The organism is Bradyrhizobium cedriense, from assembly GCF_054602315.1.
In genome coordinates this window covers 674,603-690,866 of the sequence record NZ_JBTSWB010000004.1, presented here as the reverse complement: position 1 = coordinate 690,866, position 16,264 = coordinate 674,603, and the positions used below count along the sequence as shown (strand labels likewise).

Annotated in this window: 13 protein-coding genes; 6 read left to right on the top strand and 7 right to left on the bottom strand. The window is 65.9% G+C overall.

The window, feature by feature from the left end; all coding sequences use genetic code 11:
- Window positions 1–61: 61 nt before the first annotated feature.
- Both ACYCVF_RS19855 and ACYCVF_RS19850 read right to left on the bottom strand, forming a co-directional pair.
- A complete protein-coding gene (locus ACYCVF_RS19855) occupies window positions 62–1,411 on the bottom strand; it encodes a sensor histidine kinase (protein WP_459599146.1) in 1,350 nt (449 codons plus the stop codon).
- Window positions 1,411–2,133, bottom strand: coding sequence for a response regulator (locus ACYCVF_RS19850; RefSeq protein ID WP_459599144.1), 723 nt, complete (start codon window positions 2,131–2,133; stop codon window positions 1,411–1,413). The genes ACYCVF_RS19855 and ACYCVF_RS19850 overlap by 1 nt, the downstream gene beginning before the upstream one ends.
- Window positions 2,134–2,317: 184 nt before the next feature.
- Here ACYCVF_RS19850 and ACYCVF_RS19845 point away from each other — a divergent pair, with 184 nt between their 5' ends.
- The 3 genes from ACYCVF_RS19845 to ACYCVF_RS19835 all read left to right on the top strand — a co-directional run bounded on the left by ACYCVF_RS19845 (window position 2,318) and on the right by ACYCVF_RS19835 (window position 3,772).
- Window positions 2,318–2,539 carry a hypothetical protein gene (locus ACYCVF_RS19845; RefSeq protein WP_459599142.1) on the top strand — a complete coding sequence of 74 codons (222 nt, stop codon included), beginning with the start codon at window positions 2,318–2,320 and terminating at the stop codon, window positions 2,537–2,539.
- A 72-nt stretch (window positions 2,540–2,611) separates the two neighbouring features.
- A complete protein-coding gene (locus ACYCVF_RS19840; protein ID WP_459599140.1) occupies window positions 2,612–2,923 on the top strand; it encodes a cysteine rich repeat-containing protein in 312 nt (103 codons plus the stop codon).
- Between the two features lie 9 nt (window positions 2,924–2,932).
- The gene (locus ACYCVF_RS19835) at window positions 2,933–3,772 is read left to right on the top strand and encodes a sterol desaturase family protein (RefSeq protein ID WP_459599138.1); all 840 of its coding nucleotides are present in this window, start codon (window positions 2,933–2,935) and stop codon (window positions 3,770–3,772) included.
- 12 nt (window positions 3,773–3,784) lie between these two features.
- On the opposite strand, the gene ACYCVF_RS19830 is transcribed toward ACYCVF_RS19835, so the two are convergent.
- The 4 genes from ACYCVF_RS19830 to ACYCVF_RS19815 all read right to left on the bottom strand — a co-directional run bounded on the left by ACYCVF_RS19830 (window position 3,785) and on the right by ACYCVF_RS19815 (window position 10,027).
- Entirely contained in the window at window positions 3,785–5,284 is a 1,500-nt protein-coding gene (locus ACYCVF_RS19830) for a phosphomannomutase/phosphoglucomutase (protein ID WP_459599136.1), read from the bottom strand.
- A gap of 192 nt (window positions 5,285–5,476) precedes the next feature.
- A complete protein-coding gene (locus ACYCVF_RS19825) occupies window positions 5,477–5,989 on the bottom strand; it encodes a TIGR02281 family clan AA aspartic protease (RefSeq protein WP_459599134.1) in 513 nt (170 codons plus the stop codon).
- 128 nt (window positions 5,990–6,117) lie between these two features.
- A complete protein-coding gene (hrpB, locus tag ACYCVF_RS19820; protein ID WP_459599132.1) occupies window positions 6,118–8,592 on the bottom strand; it encodes an ATP-dependent helicase HrpB in 2,475 nt (824 codons plus the stop codon).
- Window positions 8,593–8,710: 118 nt separating this feature from the next.
- On the bottom strand, window positions 8,711–10,027 hold the full coding sequence (locus ACYCVF_RS19815) for a UDP-glucose dehydrogenase family protein (RefSeq protein ID WP_459599130.1): 1,317 nt from the start codon (window positions 10,025–10,027) through the stop codon (window positions 8,711–8,713).
- A gap of 193 nt (window positions 10,028–10,220) precedes the next feature.
- On the opposite strand from ACYCVF_RS19815, the gene ACYCVF_RS19810 reads away from it, so the two are divergent.
- From ACYCVF_RS19810 to ACYCVF_RS19800, 3 genes are all read left to right on the top strand, one after another.
- Window positions 10,221–11,288, top strand: coding sequence for an acyltransferase family protein (locus tag ACYCVF_RS19810; RefSeq protein ID WP_459599128.1), 1,068 nt, complete (start codon window positions 10,221–10,223; stop codon window positions 11,286–11,288).
- A 174-nt stretch (window positions 11,289–11,462) separates the two neighbouring features.
- Window positions 11,463–14,540, top strand: a complete 3,078-nt coding sequence (gene polA / locus ACYCVF_RS19805; protein WP_459599126.1) for a DNA polymerase I — start codon at window positions 11,463–11,465, stop codon at window positions 14,538–14,540.
- Window positions 14,541–14,683: 143 nt separating this feature from the next.
- Complete coding sequence (locus tag ACYCVF_RS19800) at window positions 14,684–15,319, top strand: LysE family translocator (protein WP_459599124.1); 636 nt, start codon at window positions 14,684–14,686, stop codon at window positions 15,317–15,319.
- A gap of 169 nt (window positions 15,320–15,488) precedes the next feature.
- On the opposite strand, the gene ACYCVF_RS19795 is transcribed toward ACYCVF_RS19800, so the two are convergent.
- Complete coding sequence (locus ACYCVF_RS19795) at window positions 15,489–16,115, bottom strand: glutathione S-transferase family protein (RefSeq protein ID WP_459599122.1); 627 nt, start codon at window positions 16,113–16,115, stop codon at window positions 15,489–15,491.
- Window positions 16,116–16,264: the final 149 nt, after the last annotated feature.

Here is a 16,264-nt window from a genome sequence, read left to right as displayed (position 1 = left end):
CGATTGTTATTTTGACGCGTTTTCTTCACGCGAACCGGTATCCACTTCGCTCGAAAGCGCTTCAACCCGGCTGAAATACCGGCAGCGTGACGCTGACGCGCGTGCCTCCGCCCGGGGCCGCGCCGATCTCGATCGTCCCGCCATGGGCCTCGACCAGGTTGCGGACCACGGCGAGGCCAAGTCCGGCACCGCCGGTCGCGCGATTGCGCGACTTCTCCATCCGGTGGAACGGCTCCAGCACGGTCTGCCGCTGATCGGCGGGAATGCCCGGCCCCTCATCGTCAATCGACACCACGACGGCACCGTCCTTCAGGGCCGTGCGCACATGGGCGGCATGGCCATAGGCGAGCGCGTTGTCGAGGATATTGGCGAAGACCCGCCGCAGGGCGAGCCGGTCGCCGAGAACGACGACATTGCGCGCACGCTCGTCCGCGACCAGATCGACCGCTGCGCCCTGGACGCGGCGGTCGTGAACGTCGACCCCCACCAGCCCGGCAAGCTCGACCATTTCCTGCGACAGCCCGCCGGCGCCCGCCCGCGTCGACAGCAGGGCGTCGTCGAGCAGCCGGATCATGTCGTCGATATCGGCCACTGCGCGCTGCCGCTCGGCATCGTCGGGAATGTGCTCGACGCGCAGCCGCAGCCGTGTCGCAAACGTCCTGACGTCATGGGCGATGCCCCCAACCAGCGTCATGCGCGCGCGCAGCATCTCGGCAAGCCGTCCCTGCAGGCGGTTGAACGCGGCGATGACGGCGCGGATCTCCGGCGCGCTGCGTCGCGCATCCGGCAGCGGCGGCGGATCGGCCGACAGGTCGACACGATCGACGGCGGCGGCGAGCCGAGCCAGCGGCCGCGTCTCGCGTTGCATGACGAGCAGCGCCAGCAGCGCCACGACCGACCCGAACAGGCCAGCGCCGAAGCCGACGGGCAGGCCGAACGGGGTGACCGGCAGGCGGGTATAGGCATCGATGATCAGCAACTCGCCGCTGCGCAGGCCGATGCGGAATTCGACCGCGTTGGCCATCAACCGCGCGAGGCGGGGAAACACCCGGCTGCCCCGATGACCGGACGGCGGCACGATCTCAACGGGGCGGCCCGCGAGGCCGGCCGCATAGGTGTCGCGCAGTTCCTGCTGCTGTTGCGGGGTCTCGCCGTCGACCGGCGCGCCCGACGGCACGATGCGCACCGTGAACTGCGGCGAAGACACCGCATCGAGCACGGCTTGACGTGAACCGGCGTCCGTTCGCTCCAACAGCGTGGCCAGCGCATCGAGACGCGCGGGTGAAGGCCGTGTCAGCTCGTTTTCGCGCAGGGTCGTCCGGTAGAAGATCGCAACGACCACAGTGCTCACCAAGATGAATCCCACCAGTCCGATCAGGGCGAGCCGCGCGGCCAGCGTCACGCGCAGCATCACGACACCTGCTTGACGGACGCGGTGAACAGATAGCCGCCGTTGCGCACCGTGGTGATCAGGTTGGAGCCGGGGCTGGCGCCATCGAGCTTGCGGCGCAGGCGCGAGATCAGCATGTCGACGGTGCGGTCGAACGGCTCGGCCGAACGTCCGCGGGTCCAGTCGAGGATCTGGTCGCGCGTGAGCACCCTTCGCGGCCGCTGCACGAAGCAGCCGAGCAGGTCGAACTCGGCGCTGGTCAATTGCAGCTCCGGCGCCTCGGCCTCGGTCGTCTCGACACTGCGTGCATCGAGATCTATCACGAAGCGGTCGAACGCAAAACGCCGGACCAGCGGCTTTGCCGGAGTCCCGTTGGCACGGCGCAGGATGGCGCGAACGCGCGCCAGCAGCTCGCGCGGCCCGAACGGCTTCGTCAGGTAGTCGTCCGCGCCCATCTCGAGACCGACCACGCGATCGATCTCGTCACTCTTGGCGGTGAGCATCAGGATCGGGATGGCGTCGTCGGCACGCAAGCGGCGGCAGATCGAAAGCCCGTCCTCGCCCGGCAGCATCAAATCGAGGATGACGAGGTCGGGCCGCAGGCGCTGCAGCATCGAATCCATTGCCTTGCCGTCGGCGACGCAGGCGACCTCGAACCCCTCGCGCCGCGTGAAATCGGCGACGAGGCGGCTGATCTCGGGATCGTCCTCCACCATGAGAATCGTGGCCGAATGTGCGGTCATCGCCGCATTGTGGACGACCGCGTGTGCCGCGCAAGTGCTGCGGCGACGTTGTTACATAGTGTTACATGGCGCCGACAAAGCCCTAAAAATCGTTTCGTCCCGGCAATGCTGCGCAGACGCCGCAGCCCCAGTCTCCTCCGCACGGCTCCCGCTCACGGCAGCCCCCCAGAAGGAGACGACGACCATGACCAAGCTTTTCCTCACCTCCCTCGTCATCGGCACCCTGTCGGTCGCCGCGGCGGCCGACGCCAATGCCTGGACGCGGTCGGCGACGGCGACCGGGCCGCGCGGCACGTCCCACGTCACCGCGACGGGAAGCTGCGCCAACGGAAGCTGCACGCGCAGCGTCACTCGCACCGGTCCCGCGGGCAACACCTACACCCGCAGCGGCACGGTTTCGCGCTGACGCTGCTCCGCCGTCGCCGCGTCAGCCCCGCGCGGCGACGGCGGATTCGTCGAATGGGAAAGGACCAGCACCGTGTCATCGATTTTCCGTTTCCTGCCGCAAGCTGCAGCCATCGTCGCCCTCGGCGCCTCGACCTCCGCCGTCGCCCAGAGCCAGCTGCAAACGCAGATCACGCCGCAGATGCGCAGCGAAGCGCGAACCGTCATGCAGGCCTGCCGCGCCGACCATGACCGACTTTGCAGCGACGTCGCGCCGGGTGGCGGACGCATCCTCGCCTGCCTGCAATCTCACGCCGGCCAGCTCACCTCGGCCTGCGCACGAGCGTTGCCCCGTGCGCAGGCGCTGAGGGACAGCGCCGTCACAGCCGGCGTCGCTCCGAAATAGGAGGGCGCCGTGGTTTATGCTTCTCTGCTGCTCGACCCAACGCTCCGGCACGTGGCCCTGGCGACGGCGATCGGCCTGATGCTGCTCGAGTACGGCATCGGCCGGCTTGCCCATCGCGAAGCCCACGACTGGCGCGAGAGCGTCGCATCGTTCGGCGTGGCCTTCGGGCAGAATTTGCTGCGCGCGGTCGAGGCCGGGACTCTCGCGCTGCCGTTCACCTTCCTGTACGAGCACCGCCTGTTCGACTTTGCACAGACCGGTCCGCTTGCGCTCGCAGGATTATTCCTGGGCAGCGAATTCCTGTACTATTGGCAGCACCGTGCCTCGCATCGCATTCGCTGGATGTGGGCGACGCATGCGGTGCATCACTCGACGACGCGGCTGAACCTGACGGCGGCGATCCGGCTCGGCTGGACCGGCAACATCTCCGGCAACTTCCTCTTCTTCCTGCCGCTCGCGCTGATCGGCTTCCATCCGTTCATGATCGTGGCGATGCTCGGGATCAACCTGCTCTATCAGTTCTTCATCCACAGCGATTTCGCGCCGAGGCTCGGCATGCTGGAATGGGTGCTGAACACGCCGAGCCATCATCGCGTGCATCATGCCTGCAACGAGCCGTGCCTCGACAAGAACTATGGCGGCATCCTGATCGTGTTCGACCGGCTGTTCGGGACCTTTGCCGAACGGCCGTCGGACCAGCCACTCCGGTTCGGCCTCGTTGGCGGCGTGCAATCCTTCAACCCGATCCGGATCGCGCTCGGCGAATGGATTGCGATGCTGAGCGATGCCTGGAAGGCACGGGGCGCGGGCGCGAAGCTCCGCGCGCTGTTCGGTCCGCCGGGAGGCTGAGCGCGATAGCGCTCAGATCTTCTGGTTGTACTCGCCGACCTCGGGATGGGTACGCAGCACGCTGTTCACCATCTCGAACATGTCGTGCATGCGCTGCTCGGAGACCGGGCTCTCGACCACGACGACGAGCTCGGGCTTGTTGGAGGACGCGCGCACCAGGCCCCAGCTGCCGTCCTCGACCGTGACGCGCACGCCGTTGACGGTGACGAGATCGCGGATCGCCTGGTCGCCGATCCGGGCGCCCTTCGCTTGCAGGCCTTCGAAGTGCTTCACCACCTTGTCGATGACGCCGTATTTGGTCTCGTCGGCGCAGTGTGGTGACATGGTCGGCGACGACCAGGTCTTCGGCAGCGCGTTCTTCAGGTCCGCCATCGACTTGCCCGGCGCACGGTCGAGCATGTCGCAGATCGCGAGCGCCGAGACCAGGCCGTCGTCATAGCCGCGTCCATAAGGCTTGTTGAAGAAGAAATGGCCGGACTTCTCGAAACCCGCCAGCGCGCCCGTCTCGTTGGTGCGTCGCTTCATGTAGGAATGGCCGGTCTTCCAATAGGCGGTCTTCGCGCCCTGCTTCTGCAGCACCGGATCGGTGATGAAGAGGCCGGTCGATTTCACGTCGACGATGAAATGTGCGTCCTTGTGGATCGCCGACATGTCGCGCGCCAGCATCACGCCGACCTTGTCGGCGAAGATCTCCTCGCCGGTGTCGTCCACGACGCCGCAGCGGTCGCCGTCGCCGTCGAAGCCGAGGCCGACATCGGCCTTGTGATGCAGCACCGCGTCGCGGATCGCGTGCAGCATCTCCATGTCTTCCGGATTCGGATTGTATTTCGGGAATGTGTGGTCGAGCTCTGTGTCGAGCGGAATCACCTCGCAGCCGATCGCTTCCAGCACCTGCGGCGCGAACGCGCCGGCGGTGCCGTTGCCGCAGGCCGCGACGACCTTGAGCTTGCGCTTGAGCTTCGGACGGTCGGTGAGGTCGGCGATATAGCGCGCCGGATAGTTCTCGTGGAATTGATAGGAGCCGCCCGCCTTGTTCTTGAACTCCGCGTTGAGCACGATCTCCTTCAGCCGCGTCATCTCGTCGGGGCCGAAGGTGAGCGGGCGGTTGGCGCCCATCTTGACGCCGGTCCAGCCATTGTCGTTATGCGAGGCAGTGACCATGGCGACGCAGGGCACGTCGAGATCGAACTGCGCGAAATAGGCCATCGGCGTCACCGCGAGTCCGATGTCGTGCACCTTGCATCCCGCCGCCATCAGACCGGAGATCAGCGCGTATTTGATCGAGGCCGAATAGCCGCGGAAATCGTGGCCGGTGACGATCTCCTGCCTGACGCCGAGCTCGGCGATCAGCGCGCCCAGCCCCATGCCGAGCGCCTGCACACCCATCAGGTTGATTTCCTTCTGGAACAACCAGCGCGCGTCGTACTCGCGAAAGCCCGTCGGCTTCACCATCGGCTCGGATTCGAAGGCGTAGGTGTTGGGCAACAATACGGATTTCGGCTTCGGGAACATTTGAGACGGTCTCGTGAAAAGGGGGGCAGGATTTGCTGCAGCCTTAGCGAATGCCGGGCCGCAGCGGAAGGCGGGATTGAAGGCTTATGGCCGTAAATTGCGGCAGTTTGGTAACGAAGAAGCGTTACCGCGAGGGCGGCCGGAGCAAAGATATTCTCTTGAAATGGACGGTCGCGATCGCGCGGGCTGGCCCTACTGCTCCAGCACCATCTGGCCGTTGGAATATTCGAAGCGCTTCAGGCGGGACAGGAAGGAGAGGCCGAGCAGGTTCTCCGAGAGCGCCGCGTCCGGCAGCACCATGGCATCGACGTCACGCACGATGAGACCGCCGACATCCAGCATGGCGATACGGGTACGCGCGGCCTTGACGGTGCCGTTGGCGGTCGAGACAGTGGCGGTGTACTCGCCGCGCGAGGGACGCAGGCCGAAGCGGGCGGCCGAGGTCTCGTTGAGCGCAACGACGGAGGCGCCGGTGTCGATCATGAAGCCGATGCGCTGGCCGTCGACCCGTCCCTCGGCCTGGAAATGACCGCGGCCGTCGCGCGGAATGCTGAGGCTGCGGCCGCCGGCCGGCGCGGTGGAGGCAACGGCCACCGTCGTGCGGGACACCGAGGTGGCGGAGGCGGAGCTCATCTTGTCCGCCATCTGGGCCATGAAGGTACCGAGGCCGATCATCACGGCCGCGAAGATCATAATGTTACGCATCACACCACTTCCGAGCCGGAAAGCTCGATTTCACCACGCAAACTTCCCGCCCGCGAGCGCAGCCACGGCCAGAAGGTCGTCATTTTGGCGAAAAGGATGAGCGAACGGTTAATGCGGGGCTCTAACTCTCACGTCCCGCGCGGCTTTGCCCGCCTGGTCGGCAGCGCATTGGCGGGATCATCCGGCCAGGGATGGCGCGGATAACGGCCGCGCAGGTCGGAGCGTACCGCATTGTAGCTTCCGCGCCAGAAGCCGGGGAGATCGCGCGTCACCTGCACCGAACGCTGGGCCGGCGACAGCAATTCCAGCACCAGCGGCACCTTGCCGGCGGCGATCGACGGATGGGTGTTGAGGCCGAACAACTCCTGAAGCCGCACCGCGATCGTCGGCCCCTGCTCGGCCTCGTAGTCGATCGCGAGCGCGCTTCCGGTGGGCGCCTCGAAATGGGTCGGCGCCTCGCGATCGAGCCGCGCACGCATCTCCCAGGGCAGCAACGCCATCAGCGCATCGGAGAGATCTCCGGCGGAGATATCCTTGAGCGCGATCTTGTCGTAGAGCGCCGGCACCAGCCAATCGTCGCGGCGTGCGATCAGGCCCTCGTCGGAGAGATCGGGCCAGCCCTCGCCCTCGGCCTTGCGCAGGAACATCACGCGGTCGCGCCATTGCTTGGCCGCCTTCGACCAGGGCAGCCGGTCGAGGCCGGCCGCGATCAGCCCATCGGCAAGGATGCGCGCGGTATCCTCCGAGGGCGATACGGCAAGTGTCGCCTCGGACAGCGTGATCGCGTGCAGCAGGCGCTTGCGCCGCGCGCGCAGCGCCATCGCGCCGCGATCGAACGAGATCTCGTCGGCGCTCTCGATATGCTCGGCGAAATGCCGCTCGATCTCGTCCTGCGTGATCTGCGCCGCGAGCAGGATGCGTCCGCTCGCCGCCGTTCCCGTCATCTCGCCGATCGCGATGTAAGGCGCGCGGGCGAGCGAGGATGTCTGCTCGACGGCGGCGCCGCGGCCGTTGGCGAGCACGAAACTGCCATTGCCGCGGTTGCGCGCGACGCGATCCGGAAAGGCATAGGCGAGCATCAACCCAGCCGAGAGATCCTCCTGCTGCCCGGCCTTCTCCGACGCGGCCACCTGCGAGGCCCAGCGCCGCGCCAGATCGCGCGCGCTCGCCGCGCGCGGCGAGCGGTCGCGGCGGAACTGGTCGCGCCGGTGCTCGAGATCGACGCTGTCGCCGCCGAGCCCGCGCTCGGTGATGATGGCCGCGATCTCGGCGGCGGCCTCGCCGCTGCCTGCACGATGCGAATCGACGATCATGCGCGCCAGCCGCGGCGGCAGCGCCAGCGAACGCAGGCTCTTGCCTTCTGCCGTCATGCGGCCGTCGTCATCGAGCGCGTTGAGCTCAGTCAGCAGGCTCTTCGCTTCCTTCCAGGCCGGCTGCGGCGGCGGATCGAGGAACGACAGCGCTGCGGGATCGCTGATGCCCCATTGCGCGAGATCGAGCACCAGCGAGGACAGATCGGCGCTGAGGATTTCCGGCTGGGTGTAGGCTGCGAGCGAAGCGGTCTGCGGCTCGTCCCAGAGCCGGTAGCAGACGCCGGGCTCGGTGCGGCCGGCGCGGCCGCGGCGCTGGTCCACCGCCGCGCGCGAGGCGCGCACCGTCTCGAGCCGCGTCAGGCCGATGTCGGGCTCATAACGCGGCACCCGGGCGAGGCCGGAATCGACCACGATGCGCACGCCTTCGATGGTCAGCGAGGTCTCCGCGATCGAGGTCGCCAGCACCACCTTGCGCGTGCCCTTGGGGGCCGGCGCGATGGCGCGGTCCTGCACGGCGGCATCGAGTGCGCCGAACAGCGGCACGATCTCGATCGAGGCATCCTGCACGCGCTCGCCGAGAAAATTCTGGGTGCGGCGGATTTCGGCCGCGCCCGGCAGGAACGCCAGCACCGATCCGCTGTCGGCGCGCAGCGCCGACGCAATCGCATCCGCCATCTGCCGCTCGATCGGAGCGTCTACCTTGCGGCCGAGATAGCGCGTCTCCACCGGAAAGGCGCGCCCCTCGCTTTCGACGACCGGCGCATCGCCGAGCAATTTGGCGACGCGCGCGCCGTCGAGCGTGGCCGACATCACGAGGATGCGGATATCCTCGCGCAGCCCGGTTTGCGCATCGCGGGCAAGCGCGAGGCCGAGATCGGCATCGAGCGAGCGCTCGTGGAATTCGTCGAACAGGATCGCGGCGACGCCCGAAAGCTCGGGGTCGTCGAGGATCTGGCGAGTGAAGATGCCTTCGGTCACCACCTCGATGCGCGTCGCGCGCGAGATCTTGGAGCCGAAGCGGACGCGGTAACCGACGGTTTCGCCAGTGCGCTCGCCAAGCGATCTGGCCATGCGGTCCGCGCTGGCACGCGCGGCGATGCGGCGCGGCTCCAGCACGATGATCTTCTTGCCTTTTGCCCAAGGCGCATCCAGCAACGCCAGCGGCACCCGCGTGGTCTTGCCGGCGCCCGGCGGCGCCACCAGCACGGCGGCGTTGTGGGTCTCCAGCGTGCGCGAGAGATCGTCGAGCACGGCATCGATCGGGAGGGGCGTGTCGAAGCTGCGGGGCAAAATCTATCCACTCGTCATGCCGGCCTTCGTGCGGGCATCCACGTCCTGGATTAGAAAACAGACGTGGATGGCCGGGACAAGCCCGGCGGCGACGGATTTCTCGGATAGCGAGCCGCGATCAGCCCTGCACCGGCGGCCGGCCGACGCTCTCGTAGGTGAAGCCGGCGGCTTCCATGTCCTCCGGGCGATAGATGTTGCGCAAGTCGACGACGACCGGCTGCGCCATGGTGGCCTTCAGCCGATCGAGATCGAGCGCGCGGAACTGCACCCATTCGGTGACGATGACGAGCGCATCGGCGCCTTGCGCGCAGGAATAAGCGTCCTCGCAATAGGTGATATCGGGCAGCTCGCCCTTTGCCTGCTCCATGCCGACGGGGTCGAACGCCTTCACTCTGGCGCCCATGTCGATCAGGCCGGTCACCAGCGGGATCGACGGCGCATCGCGCATGTCGTCGGTGTCGGGCTTGAAGGTGAGGCCGAGCACGGCGATGGTCTTGCCGCGCAGCGAGCCGCCGAGCGCCTGGCTCACTTTCCGCGCCATCGCCCGCTTGCGGTTCTCGTTGACCGCGAGCACGGACTCGACGATGCGCAAGGACACGTCGTAGTCCTGCGCGATCTTGATCAAGGCCTTGGTGTCCTTCGGGAAGCAGGAGCCGCCGAAGCCGGGACCTGCATGCAGGAACTTGGTGCCGATGCGATTGTCGAGGCCGATGCCCCGCGCAACCTCCTGGACGTTGGCGCCGGCCTTCTCGGAGAGATCGGCGATCTCGTTGATGAAGGTGATCTTGGTCGCGAGGAACGCATTCGCGGCGTATTTGATCATCTCGGCGGTGCGGCGCGTGGTGAACATCAGCGGCGCCTGGTTCAATGACAGCGGGCGATAGATATCGCCCATCACCTTGCGGCCGCGTTCATCCGCGGTGCCGACCACGACGCGGTCCGGGAACTTGAAGTCGCGGATCGCCGCGCCTTCGCGCAGGAACTCCGGATTGGAGGCGACGACCACGTCGGCCTTTGGATTGGCTTCGCGGATGATGCGTTCGACTTCGTCGCCGGTACCGACCGGCACGGTCGATTTCGTCACCACCACGGTGAAGCCGGACAGCGACTGCGCGATCTCGCGGGCGGCGGCGTAGACGTAGGAGAGGTCAGCGTGACCATCGCCGCGGCGCGACGGCGTGCCGACCGCGATGAACACGGCATCAGCCTCCGCCACCGGCTTGGTCAGCTCGGTGGTGAAATCCAGCCGCTTGGCTTTGACGTTGTTCGCCACCAGTTCGTCCAGCCCGGGCTCGTAGATCGGGATTTCGCCGCGATGAAGCGCCGCGATCTTCTTCTCGTCCTTGTCGACGCAGGTGACGTCGTGGCCGAAATCCGCAAAGCACGCTCCCGACACCAGTCCCACATAGCCCGTGCCGATCATCGCAATACGCATGCAAAATCCTGTTCTGCTTGGTTAACGAAAGCCCTATTCGGGGGCGGTTTAGCATTTTCCCGAGGTCGTGGAACAGTCCGCAAGCAAAAACCGGCCCGCGATTTGAACCGGTAAAGAAGTCGGAAACCACTAGGCTCCAAACTGCCCCGCACCCACACAGGGACGGGCGTAAGGCGCCCCGAAAAGGGACACCATGGCACGATCGGGCACAATCGCCGACGGCGGGCTTTCCAACGCCCCTTCTGCCGCGCGTGTCGACTGGGTCGACTACGCCAAGGGCATCTGCATCGTCATGGTCGTGATGATGCATTCGGTGCTGGGAGTCGAGCTCGCCGCCGGGCAGACCGGTTTTATGCATGTCGCCGTGGCGTTCGCAAAGCCGTTCCGGATGCCGGATTTCTTCCTGATTTCGGGCTTGTTCCTGTCTCTGGTGATCGATCGGGACTGGCGAACCTATCTCGACCGCAAGGTGGTGCATTTCGCCTATTTCTATGTCGTCTGGGTGACAATCCAATTCGGCTTCAAGGCGCCCGCCTTCGCGGCGGAGACGAGCTGGCGAGAGGTCGGCTTCCTGTACCTCGAATCCTTCATCGAGCCGTTCGGCACGCTGTGGTTCATCTATCTGCTGCCAATCTTCTTCGTCGTCACGAAACTGACACGCAAGATCCCGCCGCTTGCGATCTGGCTCATCGCCGCCGCGCTGGAGACTGCACGCATCACGACCGGTTGGACCGTCATCGACGAGTTCTGCGGGCGCTTCGTCTACTTCTATTCGGGCTATCTGTTCGCGCCTTACGTGTTCGCCCTGTCGGATCGCGCACGCAGCCATCCCGCGCTTGTGCTCACAGCGCTCGCAACCTGGGCACTGGTCAATGCCGGCCTCGTCGCGTCAGGGGCCAGCGAATGGCGGATCGTCTCGCTCGCGCTCGGCTTTGCCGGCGCTGGCGCCATTATCACGACGGGCACGCTGCTCGCGCGCGCACAGTGGCTCCATTTCCTGCGCTTCTGCGGCGAGCATTCGATCGTGATCTATCTCGCCTTCTTCCTGCCGATGGCGGCGACGCGGACGCTGCTGCTGCGCACGGGTCTCATCCCTGATATCGGCACGGTGTCGCTGATCGTCACCATCGCCGGCGTGCTCGGAGCGCTGGCGATCTGGCAGGTGGCGCTGCGCGTCAATGCGCGCTTCCTGTTCGAGCGGCCCGATACGTTCTGGATCGCGCCGAGGAAGAGCGGGGCGGTATTGCAAGCGGCGGAGTGATCCATCAGGCCCCGCGAAAGCGGCGCATCCAGTATTCCGGAGGCAGCAATCGTCCACGGAAAGGTCGCGGCATACTGGATTCCCCGCTTTCGAAGGGAATGACAGTGGGGATAGCGACCCAAAAATCCGCCTCCCAAGGCTGTCAAAGGACGCAAAAATCCATACATTGCGGCCATGCCCAAAACTTCCCCGAAGACCTCCGCCAAAGCTGACACCAAGGCCGCGCCGAAGGCGGTCGCCGAGAGCAAATCCACTGCGACAGCTGCTGCCAAACCGGTGGCGGCGAAGGCGGCCGGCAAGGGCGACCATGTCTTTCTGGTCGACGGTTCCTCCTACATCTTCCGCGCCTATCACGCGCTGCCGCCGCTGAACCGCAAATCCGACGGTCTCCAGGTCAATGCCGTGCTCGGCTTCTGCAACATGCTGTGGAAGCTGCTCCGCGAGATGCCCGAGGACAACCGGCCGACGCATCTGGCCATCATCTTCGACAAGTCGGAGATCACCTTCCGCAACAAGATCTACCCCGAATACAAGGCGCACCGGCCGCCGGCGCCGGACGATCTGATCCCGCAATTCGCGCTGATCCGAGAGGCCGTGCGCGCCTTCGACCTGCCCTGCCTGGAACAGGTGGGGTTCGAGGCCGACGATCTCATCGCGACCTATGTGCGGCAGGCCTGCGAGCGCGGCGCGAGCGCGACCATTGTCTCGTCCGACAAGGACCTGATGCAGCTCGTCACCGATTGCGTCACCATGTACGACACCATGAAGGATCGCCGCATCGGCATTCCCGAGGTGATCGAGAAGTTCGGCGTGCCGCCGAACAAGGTGGTGGAGGTGCAGGCGCTCGCCGGCGATTCCACCGACAACGTGCCCGGCGTGCCCGGCATCGGCATCAAGACCGCCGCGCAGCTGATCACCGAATATGGCGACCTCGACCAATTGCTGTTCCGCGCCGGCGAGATCAAGCAGCCCAAGCGGCGCGAGGCGCTGCTCGAGAACGCCGAGAAGGCGCGGATCTCGCGGCAGCTGGTGTTGCTCGACGACAAGGTCGACCTCGAGGTGCCGCTGGACGACCTTGCCGTCCAGGAGCCGGACGCGCGCAAGCTGATAGCCTTCCTGAAGGCAATGGAATTCACGACGCTGACGCGGCGCGTCGCCGAATATGCGCAGATTGATCCCGCCAATGTCGACGCCGACCCGGGCTATGTCAGCGGCGCCAGCGTTTTCTCGCCGCTGCCGCCCTCGGACGTCGTGCCGGCACCGGGAACCGGCACACCGGCGCAAGCCGCGCCGGGCAAACCCAACAAGTCGGCCGGCAAGGAGGACAAGGCTGCGAGCCCGAAGGGTGCGCCGATCTCACTCGCCGCCGCGCGCGAAGAGGCGCTGCGCAAGCTTCCGGTCGACCGCAGCAAATACCAGACGATCAAGACGCTCCAGGAGCTGACCGCCTTCATCGCGCGCATCCACGATGCCGGGCATGTCGTGATCGAGACGAGAGCAAACTCCATCGACCCGATGCAAGCCGATCTCTGCGGCATCGCGCTGGCGCTGGCGCCGAACGAGGCCTGCTATGTGCCGTTGGCGCACAAGCAATCCGGCGGCGATGGCGGCCTGTTCGATGCGGGCCTCGCGCCGGATCAGGTCAAGCATGCGGAAGCGATCGAAGCGCTGCGGCCGGTGCTGGAATCATCAGGCATCCTGAAGATCGGTTTCGACGTCAAGTTCACCGCCGTGATGCTGGCGCAGCACGGCATCACCCTGCGCAACGTCGACGATGCGCTCCTGATCTCCTACGTGCTCGATGCCGGCCGCGGCTCGCACGCGCTGGAATCGCTGTCCGAGCGCTGGTTCGGCCATGCCATGCTGAGGGAGAACGAGTTGCTCGGCAGCGGCAAGGGCAAGATCACCTTCGACCAGGTGCCGATCGACAAGGCCGCGCCACTATCGGCCGAAGGCGCCGACGTCGCCTTGCGCGTCTGGCGCGTGCTGAAGCCGCGCCTCGTCGCCGAGCACATGACCGCCGTCTACGAGACGCTGGAACGGCCGCTGGTCGCGGTGCTCGCACGCATGGAGCGGCGCGGCATCTCGATCGACCGTCAGGTGCTGTCGCGCCTCTCCGGCGACTTTGCCCAGACTGCAGCGCGCGTCGAGGCCGAGATACAGGAGATCGCGGGCGAGCCGGTCAATGTCGGCAGCCCAAAGCAGATCGGCGATATCCTGTTCGGCAAGATGGGACTGCCGGGCGGCACCAAGACGAAAACCGGCGCATGGTCGACCACCGCGCAGGTGCTGGACGAGCTCGCCGAGCAGGGTCACGACCTTCCGAAAAAGATTCTCGAGTGGCGCCAGGTCTCCAAGCTGAAATCGACCTACACCGACGCGCTGCCGACCTATGTGAATCCACAGACCCATCGCGTGCACACGACCTATGCGCTGGCGGCGACCACGACCGGCCGGCTGTCATCGAACGAGCCGAATCTTCAAAACATCCCGGTACGCACCGAGGATGGCCGCAAGATCCGGCGCGCCTTCGTCGCGGCACCCGGACACAAGCTGGTGTCAGCCGACTATTCGCAGATCGAGCTGCGGCTGCTCGCCGAGATCGCCGACATTCCGGTGCTGAAGCAGGCGTTCCGCGACGGGCTCGACATTCACGCCATGACCGCCTCGGAAATGTTCGGCGTGCCGATCAAGGGCATGCCGAGCGAGATCCGCCGCCGCGCCAAGGCGATCAATTTCGGCATCATCTACGGCATCTCGGCGTTCGGCCTTGCCAACCAGCTCGGCATCGCCCGCGAGGAAGCCTCGGCCTACATCAAGAAGTATTTCGAGCGCTTCCCCGGCATCCGCGCCTATATGGACGAGACGCGCGACTTCTGCCGCAGCCACGGCTATGTCACCACGCTGTTCGGCCGCAAGTGCCACTATCCTGACATCAAAGCCTCCAACGCTTCGGTACGCGCCTTCAACGAGCGCGCCGCGATCAACGCGCGGCTTCAGGGCACGGCGGCCGACATCATCCGCCGCGCCATGACGCGCGTGGAGGATGCGCTGGCCGAAAAGAAGCTGTCGGCGCAGATGCTGCTCCAGGTGCATGACGAATTGATCTTCGAGGTGCCGGACGCGGAGGTGGAGGCCACGCTCCCGGTCGTGCAGCATGTGATGCAGGACGCGCCGTTCCCGGCCGTGCTGCTCTCGGTGCCGTTGCATGTGGATGCGCGCGCGGCGAACAATTGGGACGAGGCGCATTGAGGCTGCACCTCTCCCCGTAAGAACGGGGCGAGGGAGCGAAGCCAGCGCGCGGCCGGAAACTCAATTGTCCTCCGAGCAATTGCGTCGTGGCACCACTGCACCTCGCATATTAGAACCGGTGCATCGCTCGCACCGGTTCATCCATGCCCCATAGCTCCGCCCTGCTCGGCTTTGCCCTGGTCAGCCTCGGCCTCGTGCTCACGCCCGGGCCGAACATGATCTATTTGATCTCGCGTTCGATCACGCAGGGGCCGGCGGCGGGCATCGTCTCGCTCGGCGGCGTGGCGCTCGGCTTCGTGTTCTACATGCTGTGTGCGGCGTTCGGCATCACGGCGCTCTTGCTCGCGATTCCGTTCGCTTACGACGCGCTGCGATTTGCCGGCGCCGGATATCTGCTGTGGCTCGCCTGGCAGGCGGTGAAGCCGGGCGGGTGCTCGCCGTTCCAGGTGAGGAAGCTCGCAGTAGACAGCCCGCGCAAATTGTTCGCGATGGGCTTCGTCACCAACCTGCTCAACCCGAAGATCGCCATGCTGTATCTGGCGCTGCTGCCGCAATTCATCGATCCCGCCGCCGGCAGCGTGCTGGCGCAGTCGGTGGCGCTGGGGGCGATCCAGATCGCGATCAGCGTCAGCGTCAACGCGATGATCGCACTCGCGGCGGGCTCGATCGCGCTGTTCCTGGCGCGCCGGCCGAGCTGGGTGCTGGTGCAGCGCTGGCTGATGGGCACCGTGCTGGCCGGCCTCGCGGTGCGGATGGCGGTGGAAGCGAAGAAGGTGTGAGGGCTTTCTTCCTTCTCCCCTTGTGGGAGAAGGTGGCGCGAAGCGCCGGATGAGGGGTGTCTCTCCACGCATTCGAATGAGAGTTGGACTCGCGGAGAGAACCCGTCACCCGGCTCGCCGCTTCGCGGAGAGCCACCCTCTCCCACAAGGGGAGAGGGAGAAGACCCCTTTAATCCAGCTTCGCGTCCATGCCGCGCTTCACCGCCGGCCGGGCCAACAGGGCCTCATACCACCGCTTGACGTTGGGAAAGTCGGCGAGGTCCACCTTGTGGCGAGGGTGGCGCCAGGCCCAGCCCAGGATGGCAAAATCGGCAATCGAGAGCTCGCCAGCGACGAAATCGTGGTCCGCCAGCCGGCGGTCGAGCACGCCATAGAGCCGGCGGGTCTCCGCCATGTAACGCTTCAGGCCATAGGCGCGGTCCTGCTCGTTCTCGAGCGCGATGAAATGGTGCACTTGGCCCGGCATCGGACCGAAGCCGCCCATCTGCCACATCAGCCATTCGTAGACCGGGATCCGCCCACTAAGCGATTTCGGCAGGAATTTGCCGGTTTTTTCGCCGAGGTAAAGCAGGATGGCGCCGGATTCGAAGATGCTGACGGGCTTGCCGTCGGGACCCTCGGGGTCGACGATTGCGGGGATCTTGTTGTTCGGAGAGAGCTTGAGGAACTCGGGCGCCATCTGTTCGCCTTTGGTGATGTTCACCGGGATCACCTTGTAGGGCAGCCCCATTTCCTCCAGCGCGACCGAGATCTTGCGGCCGTTCGGCGTGTTCCAGGTGTACAGCTCGATGGTCATTCCGTTTCCTTCCCCAAAAGGCTTGCCCCCTGAACTACTCCAGATGGTCGCACCCTCACAACCGGCGCCCCGGGATGGCCGATCCCTGTTGACGGGAGACGCCCCCTCTGGAATGTCGCGGCTGTGCCGGATAAATTCCGCCTCCACCA

Excerpts from the sequence above, each read along its gene's own strand:
- ACYCVF_RS19855 (WP_459599146.1), bottom strand. The coding sequence starts at position 1,411 with ATGCTGCGCGTGACGCTGGCCGCGCGGCTCGCCCTGATCGGACTGGTG.
- ACYCVF_RS19850 (WP_459599144.1), bottom strand. The coding sequence starts at position 2,133 with ATGACCGCACATTCGGCCACGATTCTCATGGTGGAGGACGATCCCGAG.
- ACYCVF_RS19845 (WP_459599142.1), top strand. The coding sequence starts at position 2,318 with ATGACCAAGCTTTTCCTCACCTCCCTCGTCATCGGCACCCTGTCGGTC.
- ACYCVF_RS19830 (WP_459599136.1), bottom strand. The coding sequence starts at position 5,284 with ATGTTCCCGAAGCCGAAATCCGTATTGTTGCCCAACACCTACGCCTTC.
- ACYCVF_RS19825 (WP_459599134.1), bottom strand. The coding sequence starts at position 5,989 with ATGCGTAACATTATGATCTTCGCGGCCGTGATGATCGGCCTCGGTACC.
- ACYCVF_RS19815 (WP_459599130.1), bottom strand. The coding sequence starts at position 10,027 with ATGCGTATTGCGATGATCGGCACGGGCTATGTGGGACTGGTGTCGGGA.
- ACYCVF_RS19810 (WP_459599128.1), top strand. The coding sequence starts at position 10,221 with ATGGCACGATCGGGCACAATCGCCGACGGCGGGCTTTCCAACGCCCCT.
- polA (WP_459599126.1), top strand. The coding sequence starts at position 11,463 with ATGCCCAAAACTTCCCCGAAGACCTCCGCCAAAGCTGACACCAAGGCC.
- ACYCVF_RS19800 (WP_459599124.1), top strand. The coding sequence starts at position 14,684 with ATGCCCCATAGCTCCGCCCTGCTCGGCTTTGCCCTGGTCAGCCTCGGC.
- ACYCVF_RS19795 (WP_459599122.1), bottom strand. The coding sequence starts at position 16,115 with ATGACCATCGAGCTGTACACCTGGAACACGCCGAACGGCCGCAAGATC.